Raw genomic sequence first — 19,194 nt, forward strand, 5'->3', positions numbered from 1 at the left:
TAAACAATAAATACAACACCTGGTTTTGACTACATTTATGTTCAAATATTATAACAATGGCTCTTTGCTATGGATTTAAACACAATGGATTTAAACACTATGGACTTAAACTTTGATACTAAGTTAGCTACCAACTACCATTCAAAATCACAAATTATTCGTGTGCTTAGTGAAGCCTGGGTAAAAGACCATGGTTACTGTCCTAATTGTAGCGTTAAACCGTTGGCTGAATTTGCTAATAATCGACCAGTTGCAGACTTTTATTGTGCGAATTGTAATGAGCAATACGAGCTTAAAAGTAAAAAGGCCAAGTTAAGTAATGTGATTAACGATGGCGCTTATGACACCATGATGCAACGCATTAGTAGTGAAGATAATCCAAGCTTTTTCTTTTTGACCTATTCAGCGCATCAGGGTGACTCAGCACAGTATAGCGTCAATAACTTTCTAATCATTCCTAAGCATTTTTTTAAGTCGGATATGATTGTGAAGCGTAAGCCTTTATCACCCAAGGCAAAACGTGCTGGTTGGATTGGCTGTAATATCGACCTACGCCAAGTGCCAGAATTAGGCAAAGTGTTTTTGGTCAAAAACCAACAAGTGATACCAAGAGATACTGTCACCCAAAGGTTCCAGCAAACGCTATTTTTACGTGGGCAAACGCAACGTGCGCGTGGCTGGACATTGGATGTTTGGCAGTGTATTGATAAGCTTGGTGCAAATTTTTCTTTGAATCAGGTTTATACTTTTGCAGGCGAGCTACAACTCAAGTATCCTGATAACCATCACATTCATGACAAAATCCGTCAGCAGCTGCAAATTTTACGAGATAAAGGCATTATTGAATTTTTGGGAGGCGGTAATTATCACAAATTAAACTAAGCATTTTTCAGGATAACCTTTAGGTCTTAGACGACCTTCGTTATCACGATAAACATCTGAAATTAGTTCATCTCTATCCTCCCAGAGCGGCAAACGTGCTGTAGCCACTAACCGATCATGAAACTTATATGGTGGATAATCCATCTCTAACTCGTCATTCACAGGGAAAAAACAGTGAATGTCAGTACCTACATAAGTATACCGTCTATTTTTTATATAATTATTCCAATGCCATAATAGCTCAAAGGACGTACGAACGGGTTTGGTAAACGCTTGAGGTTTCACGGTAATGGCACACATCACATATTCATCATGAGGCAGATGATGCACGCCTTGCTCAATAACGTCTTTGCGTGTGTGTGCATACTCAAACACGCCACCAAATGCGATATATTTCTTACTATTCTGTAAATACATGACGCCTAAAGCTAACTGAGATTCAGGAGTTAAATACACAACTTCGTCAGGATACTGTTTCGCTTTACGGCAAATGTCATTAAAAATCATCAAACGGCGAATTTGTAGCGGTATTCTTGCATCTTCATAGACTGAGCGCATGAAATATTATCCTGTATTAAAAACAGGATCATTGATCACTTTTCTTTAGGGTGCAAGTCTAGGTAACAAAAGACGATCACTTCTCTTAAGTCTTTTTGACAATCCGAATGACATAATAAATATAATATAAATGGCGAGAGTTGTTTGATGATTTTGAGAGAGGATATTATGAGCAAAAACGCAACAGCCGCAAAAATATTTCACATTGAAATTGTTGAGACCCTTAGCCAAATAGTTGAGATTATAGCTGAGGACGAGCAAACCGCTCTTTTAAAGGCGCAGGAACTTTATAGCAATGAAGAAGTGGTTTTATACGCAGATGATTGTATCGATACCAAATACAATATTTTTAAATATGAATAGATGATTATGCTGAGAAACAAACTCTGTCACCCGATAACAGCGTAAGCGCTGTCACCGGCATCACACCGCGCACAGCATTACAAAAAAACAGCCGAGTAATATGCGGTAAATCGTCGTCAGTTAAAACTCGCATCTGCACCGGATTGTCAGTCGTAGCAAAGCCATCAATAACGACTTGACGCATAACACCGGCAACCCCTGATTGAGTGAGCGGTGGCGTCAACCATTGGCCGTTTAGTAGATAGTCTTCGTTTAAATGAGGGTTTTTGATATTATTTTGAGTGGTTATCTCTGAGCTTGAGAATGACTGTCGGAGACTTGCTTTGCTGTCATCCGCTAGTTGATCGTCACTTGCTAGTTGATAGAACACATTGCTCATCGTGCCCTCCACCCAGCTTCCCATCATGTCACGAACCAGTCCTTCGCCCAGTCTTTTATCGAGATTCAATTCTGTGCTCTTAATGCGTTGCAGCTCACCACTTGCCAGCACGCTATCGAGGCGGTTGAGACTCTTAAGACCTGCCAAAATGGGCGGTAGACAGGCCATTTGTGAGGTTAAACAGACCGCTGAGCTGGCAGGCTGCATTAACACCACTCGCCCATCCGGCAGATGCGCCTGCTCAGTAGTGTTAATAGTCATGGCAGAGGACTTCAGCCAAATCTCGCACACACTACCGGACACACTTGGCGTAAAACCATAACCACGAACGTCTTGCACGGCGCGGGTGATGATTAGTTTTAACATCCCTTGCTGAAGCTGCTGAGCGTGAACTTGCAACATAGCGAGCAGGGCTTGGTCATCTATCGCAAATTGTAAGGCCTGGGCGTGAGAGATGAGCCGTTGATGATGACAGTCTTGCCATAATATCAGACCGTCAATGACGCCCATAGTGGTAAAGAAGCCATCTGCGTATGTCAGCCCTCGATTGTCTAGCGTCACCGAAACCTTATCTGTGGCCTTATCCTCTGCATAATCTGGTGGCTGTAAACGCGACCAGCCATCAGGCTGAGCGGTCATAGTTTAGCTGTCATCGGCTTTTACGCCTGATTTATTAAGTACCAACATACAACTATAAAACTCACATTTTGCCAGTTCTACTTTTTGTTCGCCGATAGTTTTGTTTTTGATAATTTGACCATTAAGGATATCAGCGATCAACTTACCGCCATCATCGCTCATCAGTTGCCGCGCTAGCTTATAGGATTTTTTGGCGTGGTCGCGACTGACTTCTTTTTCTTTATCAGAGTCAGTGGGATTGGCATAATACCAACCAAGTTCGAGATATTTCTCAGAGTCAACAAGATCTAAATAAGGAGCATCAGCCGCCATAAAACGATATTTGGATGCCGTATTACTGGCATAGTCTAAGCTGTTCTCATCAGTGCCCACCACTTTTCCAAAAGTAGACTTGATCCGATCAAGCTCATCGATTTTGAGTGGCTTTACCTTATTAGAACTCCAGGTCGATATGTCATAACTGACCGGCGTACCTTGGTCAACGTCCGCCCCATCTAAGTCAGGGCTTGCCGGTACAGGCTCACTAACAGCTGGTTGCGCGCTTGTGGTGTCAGAGGCTATTTCTTCTTCTTGCACCACCTCTTTTTTAGAGCCGTCGCACGCGCTCAACGAGATTCCCGCCGCCATCGTTATACCGACCAACAAGGTCTGTAGGTTGTTATTCCACATGGGCAATTTACTCACACTTTTAGGTTGGTCTCAAAATAGTATTAACCAGCTGGCACTGCGCCGCCGATAATAAAAAGTAACTTCTATCAGTTTTTATAAGTTTTTTTAAGTAGCGGTTATTAGCAGGTATTAATACCTCGCTGTCATACCTTACAGTGTACCCAACTGCCTGACACTTGACTACCTTTTACGTTACGGTTAACAATCCCAGGTAGTAGAAATTTGTTAAACACATTGTTATCCCCTATGATAAAGGCGGTTTATTATTTTTATCATTAATACTTTTTAACTCATTTATCCTTTGCGGGTAACAGACAGGCTATGATTTAGATGACTCGACATTTTATCGTTATTGGCAACCCGATTGCCCACAGTAAATCTCCTCAAATTCATCAGGTGTTCGCCACGCAGGTCGATATCGATATTTGCTATCAGCGTCAACACTGCCCCGATAACGCGGCTGGTTTTAGCGCAGTGATTGAAGCGTTTTTTCATGGTGGTGGCGTTGGCGCTAATGTTACTGTGCCGTTTAAACAGCGGGCTTATGATAACTGCCTGGCGCGTGGCGGCTTATCTGAGCATGCCAAGATCGCAGGGGCGGTCAATACCCTATTACTAAACGAGGCCGTGTTAAAAAACGGTGGTTCCATAAAGGACGCGATATATGGTGACAATACTGACGGACAAGGATTGGTCAATCATATCGTGCGTTTGGGCTGGCCACTCAGCGGAGCACGCGTGGCCCTTATTGGTGCAGGCGGTGCAGCACGTGGAATAATACTGCCGCTCATTGAAGCGGGTATCGCACAGCTGACTATTGCTAATCGTACGGTAAGCAAGGCAACAAAATTGGTAACTGACCTTAGCGCTGCCAGTCCTACTATTGCACAACATCACATAACCACTTGCGCGACTACCGACTTAACAGGGCAGTTTGATTTAATTATTAATGCAACATCTATCGGGCTGTCAAGCAATACCCTACCATTAGCCGACGATTTAAATTGCCATTATGCTTACGACATGATGTATGGACGGGCACTGCCGTTTTTACAGCGCTTTGCCGATCGGGGTGCGCAGACATCCGAAGGCTATGGCATGCTTATTGGACAAGCGGCATTAAGCTTTGAGCGCTGGACCGGACACGCTATTAACGTCGAGCAAGCAACTACGACGTTAAGCAAACAGCACGAGTAGACTTAAGCGCTTTGGCACCCTTAGCTAGTCTTTAAGTCGTTACCGATACGCTGATTTTAACTAAAGCTACTTTAACCAAAACGCGCCAGTAGCCAAGTTTCTATACGACGTAGCGGGACGCGCAAATTGGTTGAATGCATCACTATCCCACCGCTAAGGCCGACCATGCAGCCCAATAACGTATCAAGCAATCGCGTACGAATGACTGCTTGGTAGGCTTGCGGTGAATGCGGCAAGCCACTGCCATATTCCGCAATAAATATCGTCAGCGGCGTGATAAATATCACGGCCAGCCCATAATGGCGATCGACCAATGACTCGATGCATAACATCATGATTAGTATCGAAACCGCCACTCCCCACATCGGTAGGCCCCAAGACAGCATCCAACTGGCCAGCCCTACGCCTATTAGTGTCCCAAGCAAACGATGGAATTGTTTAATCCACATGGTACGCAGGTGGATACCTTGGATAATAATGAAGCAACTGACTGCCGCCCAGTATGGGTTAGACATATTCAGCACTACCGCTATCAATAACGCTAAACTGACAAAGCCTGCCACAATAACACTTTCACTAATAGTATCCGGCTCATAATTATAAGTCGGCATAGGCATAGAAGGACGCGTCGCCAATAAAAATAACGAGTACAGCAGTCCCATCACTAAGGCAAAACCACTACCAAGCATCACTAGCCCCGTGGCTGGCATGATTTGTTCTAAAGGGAGCGGTATAAACAACGCAATAGCCCCTGCCATCATCACAAACAGTCCTGCTGGCGGCGGCTGACGATAATAGCGCCCAAAAATAATAATGCCAAAAGCCATCAGTACAAATACAGGCAGCCTAAGAATAGGCACTTGCTGTGCGATTAGACCGAAGGCAAAGCATAACGACATCGCAAACCCCCAAGCCATAATAGTCACCAAGCGATAAGGAAGCTTGCCTACTAACGGTAAGTTTAAAATGACCATAGCCCCTAATGAGGCTTTAATCCCCGAAGATAGCGCACCAAAATAGGCGCCAACAAATACTGGAAAGCTGATAGCAATAGCAGCGATAATCGGCATGTGCCATGGCCGTTGGCTTTGCTTGATTGTTAGCAAGTGGGTTAGCTCACCACCAATCAAACGCTTGAGACCACTAAGCAAATACTTCATCCAAAGTATTAGCCCTACCATGAGCCTTGATGCGGCCATAAAATACCGTCCTTATTACTCTATTTATCTTAATCATCATTGATTTATTTATTACTGCTATAAAGATAATATAAAACTCGATAAATGTGTAATTTAGTAGTGACATATAACTTAATGTCATATATAATTTAGTTTGAAATGAATATTAGTTATAGGTTATATATTTGTTAGGGGAGAACACTTATACTAAACTCAAGCCTATGACCGATAATCCTATTAAAAAAACGTAACCATAGCCAAAACGGATAATAAGTACTTAATAATATTTAAATATCTTCGACACATTGGTGCTCTTAGATACATTGATCCTTATCAAAAACGACGCTTAACACCTTAGTAACTGGCTGATAAGCTTATTTAAGCGCACTGACTAAAGAGACTGATTATGTTAACTTACAAAGCCCCATTACGTGATATCAAGTTTTTGATTAATGACGTATTTGATTATCAAACCCATTATAAAGACTTAAGTAATGGCCACAATGCTGATCCTGAAACAGTTGATATGGTCTTGCAAGGTTTTGCTGACTTTGCTGAAAATGTTTTGGCGCCTATTTATCAACCAGCTGATGCCGAAGGCTGCCATTTTGAAAACGGTGTCGTAACGACTCCTAAAGGCTTTAAAGAAGCGTATAACCAGTTTGTAGAAGGTGGCTGGCAGAGTATTTCATATCCTGAGCAGTACGGTGGTATGAACTTACCCATGTCCATCAACCTCATTAAATCTGAGATGATGGGCACAGCGAACTGGCCCTTTTCGATGTATCCAGGCCTCGCAACTGGCTGTATCAATACCATCATGCAATATGGTACCGATGAGCAAAAAGACTTATATCTACCGAAATTAGTAGAGGGTTCTTGGTCTGGCACCATGTGCCTGACCGAGCCACAATGTGGTACTGATTTGGGTCAGGTCAAGTCAAAATCTATTCCACAAGATGATGGTACTTATAAGCTTAGCGGTACTAAAATCTTTATCTCAAGTGGTGAGCATGACTTAACTGAAAACATCGTTCATATCGTGCTAGCTCGCCTACCAGACGCGCCAGAAGGCACACGCGGTATCTCCCTATTTATCGTACCAAAATTCCTACCGAACGCTGAAGGTGAAATTGGCGAGCGCAACAGCCTATCTTGTGGTTCTATCGAACATAAAATGGGTATTAACTCATCAGCCACTTGTGTTCTAAACTTTGACGGTGCGGTCTGTTACCTGATCGGCGAGCCTAATAAAGGTCTAAAAGCGATGTTCACCTTTATGAACACTGCCCGTATCGGTACTGGCATCCAAGGCCTTGCACATACCGAGCTGTCATTCCAAAACGCCCTACCATATGCTAAAGATCGTCGTTCTATGCGAGCGTTATCCGGTACTAAAGACCCTGAAAAAGTCGCTGATGCTATTATTCATCACGCCGATGTTCGCCGCATGCTACTGACTCAAAAAGCTTTTGCCGAAGGCGGCCGCTCAATGATTTATCATTCAGCCCGCTATGCAGATAAAATGTCAGAAGGCATCACTAATGGTGATGACGAAGAGTTTAGAAAATGGGATGACAAGCTTGGCTTTTATACGCCTATCCTTAAGGGCTTCTTGACTGAACTGGGTATTGAAGCGGCCAAACACGGTCAGCAAATCTACGGCGGCCACGGCTACATTAAAGAATGGGGCATGGAACTTATCGCTCGTGATGCTCGTATTGCTACCATGTATGAAGGGACTACCGGTATCCAAGCGCTAGACTTATTGGGTCGTAAAGTTCTGTTGCAGTCAAAAGGCAAGGTCATCCGCGATTATACCTCAAGCATTATGAAGTGGTGTGGCGAGTACGCACTTGACAAAGATATGCGTAAATTTGTTTGGGCATTGACCAAGCTGTGCGCTGAGTGGAATACCCTTACCGTGCGCTTGATGCTAATGGCACGTAAAGACCGCGAAATCATCTCAGCAGCATCAGATGACTTCTTGATGTACTCAGGCTATGCCATGATGGGCTACCACTGGGCACGTATGGCGGCAGTAGCCTATGACAAGCTAGAAAATGGTGGCACTGAATCACCAGAATTCTATAAGGCTAAAATCCAGACTGCAGAATTCTACTTTGATAAAATTCTGCCACGTACGTCAGGCCATGCCGAAGGTATGGTTGCCCCAAGCAACAGCATGACGGCAATGCCTATTGAAAGCTTTGCTTTCTTAGACTAAGCGTGTTTAAAATCATAAACCACCTATAAAAAAGCGCCCATATAATGGGTGCTTTTTTTGTGCTATTTGTGCTATTTGTGCTATTTGTGCTATTTGTGCTATTTGTGCTATTTTTGCTATTTGTCCCGTCCTAAAATGAGTTGACACATTTGGATATCAGTGCCGTCTATCAATACCAACTCATCAGCACATTCGATCCGATGAGTTGGCCGTATTAAGGGAATGGATTGGTTTCTACCGAATGTTCATGCCAAAGCTTGATAGACGTAAACTATAGTTAAAATACCTTAAAAACGCGACGGTACTGCTGGTATAAGCTTTTTGCAGCCTCTGTCTGCGTAGGCACAGCAAGCAAGAAAAACGTATGCCAGCAGTAGGTTATGTATCGATATTACTTTTCATTGACTATAAATTAAGCGGGAGTGAGACCTATCAAATGAAGGCTTAACAGGTTTGGCTATAACCTAAGAGTGAATATGAGTAGTAATGGTTGGTCTATGACTAGCAACCTATAAAAAACACCCCAGAGCTAACTCTCCGCGATATCCTCAAAGCGAGCGCCAAGCGTTTCGGCCAGTTGCGCGGGTGGTAGTTCAATCTCAAGTCCGCGGCGTCCCGCACTCACATAAATAGTCGACTGGGCTCTAGCTGAACGATCAAGCACAGTCGGTAAGCGCTTTTTTTGCCCTAACGGACTGACACCGCCTAGTACATAACCCGTACTACGCGCGACTAGTTTGGGATCAGCCATTTGCACTTTTTTGCAACCAAGGGCTTTGGCCATTTTTTTGAAACTTAATGTCGTATCAACGGGCACAATAGCCACTGCTAACGTGCCCGTTTCTGTGGTTACGACTAAAGTTTTAAAAATTTGTACAGGGTCGACACCTAGTTTTTCAGCAGCTTCTAACCCATAAGAGGCGGCATAACTATCATGGCTATATTCATGCAGCTGATAATTGAGGCCACGCTGTTTGGCAAGCTTGATAGCAGGAGTCATAAGCATTCATATCCAATAAGTTAGGATGAGGGATAAAATCAAGTACAGATTTACTCGTTTGGCACCAACAACCTAATGGTTTAAATACCTAGTATCTCAAAATACCTAATATCTCAAATGCCTAATAGCTTGAATATAAGGTAGTTTGAATGGTGTTTCGAACCATAATATTATGGCAGGATAATATTATTAGTATATACAGACACTATATATCGCTTTGCGTGCTTTTATGGCATCATGAGGCCATTATATTTGACGAATTTGACTTTTGATTATGATACCAAAGTTCATAAAGAAACGGATTTTTAAGGCGCCCGTAGTTAATAATACTACGTCAGTAACTGATGCCAATCCAGTGGCAGCAAAATCCTATTCTAATGCCCCTATTAATCAACTGTATCGCAAGATTTCGGGGCGGACGCTAGATGTAGCCGTTAAGGCTAAAATTTTAGGCGAGCTACCAGAATTTGATGCTGCCGATCAGACGCTGACCTTTTACGTGCTACAAGATTATTCGCGCTCTAACAGTATCTTGATTGACCTACAAACTCAAGAGCATAAGCTACCGCCTGCTTTGGTCGCAGTCAAAGATGCTGCCCATCATATTTACGAGAATGCGGCTATTATATTTTTGCACCACCCAAAAGCTAAAAACAGTCAATTGTCGCCACGCCTTTCGCGTTTGGTCTCGGCCATCTTACAATATCCAGACTTGCAGATACGGCTAGTACCAGTGTCGATCCTCTGGGGACGCGCACCTGAAAAAGAAGACTCTTTATTTAAGCTACTGACGGCCGACAACTGGGAAGACCCTAGTATTAGCAAGCAATTATTTAATATTGGCGTGATGGGACGCGATACCTTTTTACAGTTCCACCCTGCCCAAGATTTGCGTGGTGTTGTTTATAAAAGCCTCAACGACGACCTAGATGAAGCAGCAATCACTAGTAGCATTGAGGATAGCTTCAATGACACCGATAGCTTCAGTGACACCGATGACAGCATCGATACGGTTAATTTAACAAGCAGCAATAACCAGACCATCATTAATCGAGCCAGTACTACTACAGATGGCCTAAATAATACAGCTAACCAACCAGCTCCTCATACCTTGGTGCCATCTGCTGATGCCAATCGCGAGCTGGTGCGCACCTTACAGCAACAGCTCAATGTTTACCTGGATAAACAGCGGGCCAGTATGCTTGGTCCTGACTTGTCAGATCGGCGTAACTTAGTAGACAAGCTGATTTATTCGCCGGCGATCAAACATGCGATAGAAAACGAGGCCCAAGCAAGCGGTGTCAGTGTTCATGAGGTACGCAGTCTGGCAAAAGGTTATGCCAATGAGATGGTGAATAACTATTCTCACCAGATTATTCGAGTCTTCGATCGGTTTTTGACCTGGTTATGGACCCGGCTATATGACGGTGTAGAAGTGCATCATTTCGAGCGTGTGCGAGAACTTGCAGCCGATCACGAGATTATTTATGTGCCCTGTCATCGTAGCCATGTCGATTATCTGCTGTTGTCCTATGTCATCTACAAGCGCGGACTGAGTATTCCTTATGTCGCTGCTGGTGATAACTTAGATGTGCCGGTATTAGGCCCACTGTTACGCGGTGCCGTCGCTTTTTATATTCGTCGCAGCTTTCGCGGTAACCCGCTTTATACTGCTGTATTACGCGAATATATGCACACGCTTATCACCCGTAATACGCCCATTGAATACTTTATTGAAGGTGGGCGCTCACGCACAGGAAGATTACTACCACCGAAGATGGGTATGTTAGCAATGACCATACACAGTCAGCTACGCCATACTAACAAGCCGGTGGCATTCATTCCGACTTATATCGGCTATGAGCGTATTATGGAAGGCGGTACTTATGTCGGTGAGCTAAAAGGCCAACCCAAAGAGACTGAATCCTTGATGGGCTTGCTCAAAGTGGGTCGTAAGATTGAGCGAATCTTTGGCAATGTGCATCTCAGCTTTGGTACCCCGCTACATCTGAATGATTTTATGCAAAAGTTCGATGTGGATGCTGATAGCTTGCCAGCTGATCGTACAGATACCCCACTTGATGCCAAAGCCAGCGCTATGGTTGATAATATTGGCGTAAAAATCATGCAGCACATTAATAAAGCAGCGGTGGTCAATCCCATATCGCTATTATCATTAGTACTGCTGTCAGCACCAAAAGCGGCACTGGATGAAGATATTTGTCGCGAGCAGATCGCCCTTTACCAAGGTATCGCTCACCAGCTGCCTTATGCTGACGATACGGTCATCACAGATATGACCCCACAACAAATTATCGATTACGGTATTAAGCTCAAGCTCATTGAGCGCACACCGCATATTTTGGGCGATATTATTCAGATTGCTGATAAGCAAGCGGCGTTACTCAGTTATTTCCGTAATAATATATTGCATGTGTTTATTCTAATATCGTTCTTAGCGGCCTTGGTTGCACGCAATGGCCGTATTGAACGCAGCCGCTTAGATGATATTGTGGCGCAGCTGTATCCCTTCTTACAGAGTGAATTATTTTTATATTATCCAGCCCATGGTTTGACCGATACCCTCAATCAAAAAATTGATAATCTATTGACGCATGGCCTCATCGTCGAATTAAGTGACGGTGTGCTTAGCATCCCTGAAACCAATAGTAACAGTTACCAGCAGCTTGAAGTGCTCGCGACGCCAGTCGGGAATAGTCTTGAGCGCTACTTTATGACCCTTGCCCTACTTGCTCAGCAAGGGTCAGGCAACTTCACCGCAGAAGAAGTGGTCGATCTGTGCCACTTACTCGGTCAGCGCTTGTCTGTCCTTTATGCCGATAACATCCCAGATTTCTTTGATCGTTCACTATTTCTCAGCTTCGTCAATGCCCTTATCCGCCTCGACTATTTGCGAAAAGATGATGAGACTGGGGTATTAACTTTTGATCAGCGTATCGATGACATTGCACTTTATGCCAAATACGTCCTCAACCCTGATGTGATGCAAACGTTGCAACAAGTAGCGAGCCTCGACGACGACGAAATTGCGCACGCTATTACTGAGATTCACAATAAAAAGCAGCGTAAATTTGGCCGTAAACGTTAGTTATTACTAGTTTGACAAAAACAGCCGCTGAATAAAAAAGACCTCTAAATAATTAGAGGTCTTTTTTTAAATACTTATTAGGTTAGTAAGAATAGCTTAATATAAACAGCTCTTAGCCTAATCAATAAACTATTTAGTGATTTTCTTATACTTCATACGCTTAGGACCAGAGTCAGCACCCAGTTGTTTTTTACGATAAGTCTCAAACTCAGAGTAGTTACCGTCGAACCAAATTGGGCCTTCTTCTTCAAATGCTAAGATATGGGTAGCAATACGGTCAAGGAACCAACGATCATGCGACACTACCATTACCGTACCAGGAAAGACTTGGATCGCATCTTCTAGCGCACGTAAAGTCTCAATGTCCAAATCGTTTGATGGTTCATCAAGGAGTAGTACGTTCGCACCCTGCTTTAGCGTTTTTGCTAATTGCAGACGGTTGCGCTCACCACCGGATAGTTGACCGACACGTTTTTGTTGGTCTGCACCTTTAAAGTTAAAGCGGCCGATATAGGCGCGACTTGGGGTGGTGTATTCGCCAACAGTAATGATATCAAGACCGTCAGAAATTTCTTCCCATACGGTTTTGTCATCGTCTAAATTATCGCGAACCTGACCGACATAAGCAACGCTGACACTTTCGCCCAAATCAACGTCGCCGACGTCTGGCTTATCGCGCTCGGTAATCATGTTAAATAGCGTGGTTTTACCGGCACCATTCGGACCAATAATACCAACAATGGCACCCGCTGGCACATTAAAGCTTAGGTTTTCATACAGCAAACGGTCGCCAAATGATTTGGAGATATCGTTTACTTCAATAACTTTGTTCCCGAGACGTGGACCGGGCGGAATATAAATCTCAGAGGTTTCGTTACGTTTTTGGAACTCTTGCGAGTTTAACTCTTCAAAGCGCTGCACGCGAGATTTAGATTTGGCTTGTTGGCCTTTTTGGTTTTTACGAATCCAATCAAGCTCTTTTTTCAAAGCTTTGGCAAACGATTCTTCTTGTTTATTCTGCTGCTCTAGACGGGTGTTTTTTTGTTCGAGCCACTGGGTATAGTTGCCTTCATACGGATAACCATGGCCACGGTCAAGCTCCAAAATCCACTGTGCCACATTATCCAAGAAATAACGATCATGGGTAATGGCCACGATGGTGCCGCTGTAGTTCTGCAAAAATTGCTCAAGCCATGCAACAGATTCGGCGTCCAAATGGTTGGTTGGTTCGTCGAGGAGTAACATGTCAGGGCGAGACAATAGCAGACGGCATAATGCCACACGGCGTTTTTCACCGCCAGACAGTCTACTGACATCAGCATCCCATGGTGGCAGGCGTAGCGCATCGGCCGCTTTTTCTAACTGCGTGCTTAGATTATGGGCATCCCACGTTTGGATGATATCTTCCATTTTGCCTTGTTCTTCGGCAAGCTTATCAAAGTCTGCATCAGGGTCCGCATACTCACCGTAAATAGCATCCAAGCGCGATAGCGCATCTAAGGCTTCACGCATACCGTCTTCGACATTACCGCGCACATCTTTGCTATCGTCGAGCTGTGGCTCTTGTGGTAAATAACCGATTTTAGTGCCAGTTTGGGCCCGCGCCTCGCCACTAAATTCAGTGTCAACACCAGCCATAATGCGTAGCAAGGTCGATTTACCCGAACCATTGATACCCAATACGCCAATTTTAGCGCCAGGGAAAAAGGACAGATTGATATTTTTTAAAATCTCACGCTTAGGCGGAACAAGTTTTGACACGTTGTTCATCGTGTAAATATATTGAGCCATTAACACTCCGATAGACTGCATAAACGAGGTCAGCAAGCTCTCGTTATAAAGAAAACAAAGCGACTGCGCTTGCTGTGCCTCAAAATAAGGGTACAAATTATCTGCTATTATCGCATTGTAGCGCATGCCCTGCAAGCTGACAGCCTGTTTTGCAGCCTGTTTTGCACCTTTTACCACAAAGCAGTCGCCCTTTTACCTAAAAGCTAGTATTAAAAGTATTGTTTGACTGACTAAATGGTATTTTTGAATTACTGCTGTTTTATAAAGCCCACAAAAAATAGCATCAAACCTTTCGCAAATTTAATCAATAGGCGTTATTATGTAAGGTAATCTTAATAAAACCAATTGTAGTAACCAATCCATCTTACGAATTGGTACAAAATTTTTTAAAAGGTAACTTAACTATGCCCAGTGGCTATCGTCCTGAAATTATTCAACGTTCTTTTATTGATTTTATTGGGTCACAGCTGCATCCGTTTCGGTCACTGTCAGTGCCCAAGCTACGACTGATTGCCCGCCGCGCGCTAGGTGATGACTTGATAGCCTTACAATTTGAACCTAACCGCGCTTTCAAAAAGCAGGCAGTTGAGTTACGTGGGGGCTGGCATGGTGGTCAACATATTAATCTAAGCGTTGTTATTGACGGTATTTATCATCAGCGCAGTTACTCGTTGGTAGGCTTGCCACAACAGCCCATTTGGTTGAGCAACACTTCTAATGATTCTGCTGCAAGTAATGGATATGACAAAAATAACCAACGTCATACCGTCACTATTGCGATTAAGCCCCAAGGTTTGATTTCTAATTATTTGACCCAGCACCTGCCGCTTGGCACAGTATTGGCGAGTAGTGTACCGAATGGTGACTTTACCTTAGAACAGGCTAGGTTAACCAAGCCGGTCAGCTCATCGGTGAAAGAATCGAGTTTTGAAAAGCGACCACCGCTTTTATTTATCGCGGGTGGTAGTGGCATTACGCCGATGTTAGGTTTGATTACCGAAGCCTTGCAATATGGGCACAAGGTAACCTTGCTATACTATAATCGTGCGTCGCTATTAGAAAGCCCCTTTCAAAACCACTGGCAGCACTTGGCCGCTAAATATCCACTGTTCAGCTATTATTGTGTGAACACTGAAGACCCCAGCACTTATTTGGCGGGTACACGGCATTTAAACGCATCGAGCTTATTGGCCCTAGATCTGCCACTGGCTGATACGGTGATATTTGCCTGTGGCTCGCAAGCATTACTAGCAGGATTGTACCGCGCTGCTACAGAGATTACGCTACCAAATGTCCACTCATTAACTGCTCAACCATCACTACGCGACAATATTATCATCGAGCGTTTTGGCAATGCGGTATCTGATCCTGATATAGATCAAGTTTACGATACAACAGCAGACATAGAAGAGCGAACGGTCTATTTACGGGGACGACAACAACAATTCAATACCAGTGACAAGTTGCTAATGGGTGCCGAGGACGCCGGTATTCGTCTGACCTATGGCTGCCGACAAGGCATCTGCCAATTATGCCGCTGCAATAAAGTGAGCGGTGTAGTCAAAAATATCCAAACAGGAAAAATAAGCAGTGATGGCTACGAATCTATCCAAACCTGTGTCAATGTGGCCATGACTGACGTAGTGCTTGATATATAGCAGCATTTGGCACCGAGACACTCGCTTACAACAGCTTATTACACGAAGAAGAGACAAATTTTCACTCATATTTTTGCTAAAATCTAGACTCACTATTAAACCGAACCTCGTGCTTATTGTTTATTTAAGCCGTTTTGGTTAAGGATTATAAATGCGCTTATTACCGCCTATATCCACCGCACAATCTGCTGTACCTATACTTACTGTGCCAACCGATGCCCAGTTAGCGGCCCAAAGTCGTCTGCTATTGACGCCGTCAACTACTCATTCTGTTCACGATGATGTAGCACTTGATAACAGTGTAGCACTTGATAACAGTGCAGCACTCAATAAAGACCAACGTGATATTAATAGCACTGCTGCCCAATTCCAAAATACTCAGTCCCAAAATTCTCAGTCTCAAGCGGCGCCCTACCCAACGTTGACAGGTGCGCCGTTACCAAAAGCGCAGACCGAAGCGCTCGCTGAAGAGTTGAATACGCTCTATCAAGGTGTAATGGGCTCACTAGGCGCCGATGAAGCACGATACATTCAACGCGTGTATGCGACGGTAGTCTATAGCGAACTAGTGGCGCGTGGCCTACTGGCTGTAGCTGGACGACTGCCATCACGGCGGCAAAAAGTAGGGACCTGGCTACTCGGCACTTCCCTATTGAGCTTTAGCAAAATATTAAACAATATGGAGCTTGGCCATAATGTCATGCACGGACAATATGACTGGATGCAACATCCCCACCTTAATAGTCAAAAATTTGATTGGGATATCATCTGTCCTGCACCGCTGTGGCAACACTCGCATAACTATCTGCATCACACCTTTACCAACATCGTTGGCCGTGATCATGATGTAGGCTACCACTTGATTCGGGTTACCGATGAGCAGCCTTGGACGCCAAGCGATCGTTATAACTTATTTAAGACTGCGGTATTGGCTTTAGGCTTTGAATGGGCAGTCGCGTTCCATGATATCCAAATCAGCGATGTAGAATACGCGGACTCGCCGCAATTGATGGATATCATGCAACAAAAAACCCACGCGTTATTAGCTAAAATTACACGGCAAGTGAGTAAGGACTATATTGCTCTGCCTACGATAGCCGGGCTAGCATTAGGTCGTGGTAGCGCCATGACGACATTGAGCGGTAATATCACTGCTAATATTACTCGCAACCTGTGGACTTGGGCAGTAATATTTTGTGGACACTTTACTGAACAAGCTCATATTTACACTCATCTTGATCCTGATGAGAGTAAAGGTGACTGGTATGTGCGCCAGATACTTGGCTCTAGCAACATCCAAGGCAACAAGCTGTTCCATATTTTGACCGGTAATTTGTCACATCAGATAGAACATCATATTTTCCCTGATATGCCCTCTAGCCACTATGCCCGTATTGCACCGCAGGTACGAGCCATATGTCACAAATATGACTTGGCTTATAACACTGGGCGCTTTGGTACTCAATTTAAACAAGTACTGAAACGCATTCACCACTTTAGTAAGCCCAGCGCAAAAGAATGGGACGCCTACAATCTATCAGTGGCTAGTAGTGATGTTGACTCTAGTAGTGATGCTGACTCGTTGTCAGCTGCTAAGAAGACTAAGTCCGATAAGCAAACGACAGGTGGCTTGCGTAGATTTCTACCTGAAATCGTTCGCCAAACGTTAGCTTATTTATAATGATAGGTCTGAATAAAAACCTTTAAGTAGTAGCTGGCTTAACCATAAACTTATTTGGATAAAGGCACATTCAAATAGAAATCGCTCAAATGGGTAGGGCTGGCTGCGACTGAATAGTTGCTTAAGTTATTAAGTTATCAACATGTTTAAATTATAATCATAAAAATTTGAACATAAGAATTAATAATGGAGTGCCATCATGAGTCAAGAAACCCCTAAGCAAGAGCTAGATATTACCCATAACCAAGACGCTGAACGCTTCGAAGTTGCAATCGATGGTCAAATCGGCTATATCAGTTATCAAGAGCGTGGTGATACGTTAATCTATGATCATACTATCGTACCCCAAGCGTTAGGTGGTCGCGGTGTCGGTTCAGCATTAGTTAAGCATGCTCTAGATTATGCGCGCGAACATAACAAAAAAGTTGTTCCACAATGTTCATTTGTCTCATCATATATTAATCAGCATCCTGACTATCAAGATTTAGTCTAGATTGGAATTTGTGAGCCCGCCGTTATATTTATAAGTAGATATATGGCAAGATACGAGAGATAGCTGACTTTCTTACATCTGTTGCTTACGAGTTAGAGCCGACCTGCTGACAGTAGTTTTATTCTCCATACCCTATAACTTAATACTACCGTTATCTAAAATTTTAAATAGCTATTGAGAATTGGACGTCAATGATCAGCCCTATCTTTCCATAGGCTCTTTCCATAGATTCTTTCCATAGACTCTTTCCATAGATTCTTTCCATAAATTAAATTTAAGATACTAATAAAGGATATTCCGATGAGCAGTTTATCTGATAGACAAGTCAATTTGCAGCTAGAAGAGCTGCCGGGCTGGCAACGCGATGGCCATAGTATCGTTAAAACTTATCATTTTAGTGATTTTATTGAAGCTATCAGCTTTATGAATCAAGCAGCATTTCATGCCGAAGCGCTCGAACATCACCCTGAATGGCGTAATACTTATAACGTCGTTGAGGTGCGTTTAACGACTCATGATACGGGTGGTATTACCAGCCTTGATATTCGCCTAGCAAAACGCATGGAACACATTATTCAACCGAAACGCTTGTAACTATTTATTTACAGTTTGTGCAGTATAGTCAATTCAATTTAAACAAGATGCAATGCTACTGGAATGAATTTTTTGCAGCCTCTGTCACGCTTGCGAACAGCACGCAAGAAAAGTTTATACCAGTGGCACATTGCTATGCACAATTTTTTTATTGTGAACTGACTATAGTCAATTAAACTGATAGATAAAAAAAATGTCCTCGATTGAGGACATTTTTTGTGAAAACTAATTAGGATTTGCTTAATATTATCGCTATTAGGTCTTACGGCCGATAAATGCGACAATAAATAGAATTACTGCGACTACTAGGAAAATATACGCCAAATTAGACGATAGTCCAGCAACACCGCCAAATCCTAGTAAACTTGCTAACAGTGCGATGACTGCAAAAATGATAGCCCAGCGAAACATAATTATTCTCCTCAAAATAAATGTTGAATGGTTAGATCTTAAGATGGGTAACGAATTAATTTTTATTTATTACCTTACCACTCATTTCTCAATAGCTTGTGTTGCCACCTTGCGGTGAGAACCAATTCAAGCCTTGTTAGACCTAACGTTGGTCAGTACTTTTTTTAAAACTTACTTACTGCTTAAAAAGATAGATTAACAACATTCAGATGAAAATAACGTTCACTTTGGTAATGAACACGCTATGTTATGTAACCTTTGTAGCGTTATTACCTAGTTTTTAGTGGAGTTTCACGACTCATAGTTTTTTATATGGTCTTTGAGTATTTATGTGTATGGGTAATTTGTGTTTACTTAATACCTAT

At 43.3% G+C, this 19,194-nt stretch carries 16 protein-coding genes; 9 read left to right on the top strand and 7 right to left on the bottom strand.

Going from position 1 to position 19,194, the window contains the following annotated elements:
- Positions 1–99: 99 nt before the first annotated feature.
- Positions 100–882, top strand: coding sequence for a DpnI domain-containing protein (locus H4W00_RS01630; RefSeq protein WP_209958801.1), 783 nt, complete (start codon positions 100–102; stop codon positions 880–882).
- Here the strand turns inward: H4W00_RS01630 and H4W00_RS01635 are convergent.
- Complete coding sequence (locus H4W00_RS01635; RefSeq protein WP_209955792.1) at positions 874–1,440, bottom strand: hypothetical protein; 567 nt, start codon at positions 1,438–1,440, stop codon at positions 874–876. The two genes, H4W00_RS01630 and H4W00_RS01635, sit on opposite strands and share 9 nt — an antisense overlap.
- A 168-nt stretch (positions 1,441–1,608) precedes the next feature.
- Here H4W00_RS01635 and H4W00_RS01640 point away from each other — a divergent pair, with 168 nt between their 5' ends.
- Positions 1,609–1,803: a DpnD/PcfM family protein gene (locus H4W00_RS01640; RefSeq protein WP_334684842.1), complete on the top strand. Its 195-nt coding sequence runs from the start codon at positions 1,609–1,611 to the stop codon at positions 1,801–1,803.
- Between the two features lie 4 nt (positions 1,804–1,807).
- On the opposite strand, the gene H4W00_RS01645 is transcribed toward H4W00_RS01640, so the two are convergent.
- Together H4W00_RS01645 and H4W00_RS01650 are read right to left on the bottom strand one after the other, a co-directional pair.
- On the bottom strand, positions 1,808–2,821 hold the full coding sequence (locus H4W00_RS01645) for an aminotransferase class IV (protein WP_209955793.1): 1,014 nt from the start codon (positions 2,819–2,821) through the stop codon (positions 1,808–1,810).
- Between the two features lie 3 nt (positions 2,822–2,824).
- On the bottom strand, positions 2,825–3,490 hold the full coding sequence (locus H4W00_RS01650) for a hypothetical protein (RefSeq protein ID WP_209955795.1): 666 nt from the start codon (positions 3,488–3,490) through the stop codon (positions 2,825–2,827).
- 330 nt (positions 3,491–3,820) lie between these two features.
- On the opposite strand from H4W00_RS01650, the gene aroE reads away from it, so the two are divergent.
- Positions 3,821–4,687 (top strand): shikimate dehydrogenase, encoded by an 867-nt coding sequence (gene aroE, locus H4W00_RS01655; RefSeq protein WP_209955798.1) that lies wholly within the window; start codon positions 3,821–3,823, stop codon positions 4,685–4,687.
- A gap of 71 nt (positions 4,688–4,758) precedes the next feature.
- Here the strand turns inward: aroE and H4W00_RS01660 are convergent, their stop codons facing one another.
- The gene (locus tag H4W00_RS01660) at positions 4,759–5,886 is read right to left on the bottom strand and encodes an FUSC family protein (protein WP_209955800.1); all 1,128 of its coding nucleotides are present in this window, start codon (positions 5,884–5,886) and stop codon (positions 4,759–4,761) included.
- Between the two features lie 385 nt (positions 5,887–6,271).
- On the opposite strand from H4W00_RS01660, the gene H4W00_RS01665 reads away from it, so the two are divergent.
- Positions 6,272–8,092 (top strand): acyl-CoA dehydrogenase C-terminal domain-containing protein, encoded by a 1,821-nt coding sequence (locus H4W00_RS01665; RefSeq protein ID WP_209955801.1) that lies wholly within the window; start codon positions 6,272–6,274, stop codon positions 8,090–8,092.
- A gap of 529 nt (positions 8,093–8,621) precedes the next feature.
- Here the strand turns inward: H4W00_RS01665 and ybaK are convergent.
- A complete protein-coding gene (gene ybaK / locus H4W00_RS01670) occupies positions 8,622–9,092 on the bottom strand; it encodes a Cys-tRNA(Pro) deacylase (RefSeq protein ID WP_209955803.1) in 471 nt (156 codons plus the stop codon).
- Positions 9,093–9,366: 274 nt separating this feature from the next.
- Between ybaK and plsB the strand changes: the two genes are divergently transcribed.
- Positions 9,367–12,201, top strand: a complete 2,835-nt coding sequence (gene plsB, locus H4W00_RS01675; protein ID WP_209955805.1) for a glycerol-3-phosphate 1-O-acyltransferase PlsB — start codon at positions 9,367–9,369, stop codon at positions 12,199–12,201.
- A 129-nt stretch (positions 12,202–12,330) separates the two neighbouring features.
- Here the strand turns inward: plsB and ettA are convergent, their stop codons facing one another.
- Complete coding sequence (gene ettA / locus H4W00_RS01680) at positions 12,331–13,992, bottom strand: energy-dependent translational throttle protein EttA (RefSeq protein ID WP_209958806.1); 1,662 nt, start codon at positions 13,990–13,992, stop codon at positions 12,331–12,333.
- Between the two features lie 404 nt (positions 13,993–14,396).
- On the opposite strand from ettA, the gene H4W00_RS01685 reads away from it, so the two are divergent.
- The 4 genes from H4W00_RS01685 (at position 14,397) to H4W00_RS01700 (ending at position 18,418) form a co-directional block, all read left to right on the top strand.
- Positions 14,397–15,650 (top strand): flavin reductase family protein, encoded by a 1,254-nt coding sequence (locus tag H4W00_RS01685; RefSeq protein ID WP_209955807.1) that lies wholly within the window; start codon positions 14,397–14,399, stop codon positions 15,648–15,650.
- A gap of 151 nt (positions 15,651–15,801) precedes the next feature.
- Entirely contained in the window at positions 15,802–17,331 is a 1,530-nt protein-coding gene (locus H4W00_RS01690; RefSeq protein ID WP_334684843.1) for a fatty acid desaturase family protein, read from the top strand.
- A gap of 199 nt (positions 17,332–17,530) precedes the next feature.
- The gene (locus tag H4W00_RS01695; protein ID WP_209955809.1) at positions 17,531–17,824 is read left to right on the top strand and encodes a GNAT family N-acetyltransferase; all 294 of its coding nucleotides are present in this window, start codon (positions 17,531–17,533) and stop codon (positions 17,822–17,824) included.
- A gap of 300 nt (positions 17,825–18,124) precedes the next feature.
- Entirely contained in the window at positions 18,125–18,418 is a 294-nt protein-coding gene (locus tag H4W00_RS01700; protein WP_209955811.1) for a 4a-hydroxytetrahydrobiopterin dehydratase, read from the top strand.
- 255 nt (positions 18,419–18,673) lie between these two features.
- On the opposite strand, the gene H4W00_RS01705 is transcribed toward H4W00_RS01700, so the two are convergent.
- A complete protein-coding gene (locus tag H4W00_RS01705) occupies positions 18,674–18,829 on the bottom strand; it encodes a DUF1328 domain-containing protein (RefSeq protein WP_209955814.1) in 156 nt (51 codons plus the stop codon).
- Positions 18,830–19,194 lie beyond the last annotated feature (365 nt).

Source organism: Psychrobacter sp. PL19 (assembly GCF_017875835.1).
In the GTDB taxonomy this organism is placed as follows: domain Bacteria; phylum Pseudomonadota; class Gammaproteobacteria; order Pseudomonadales; family Moraxellaceae; genus Psychrobacter.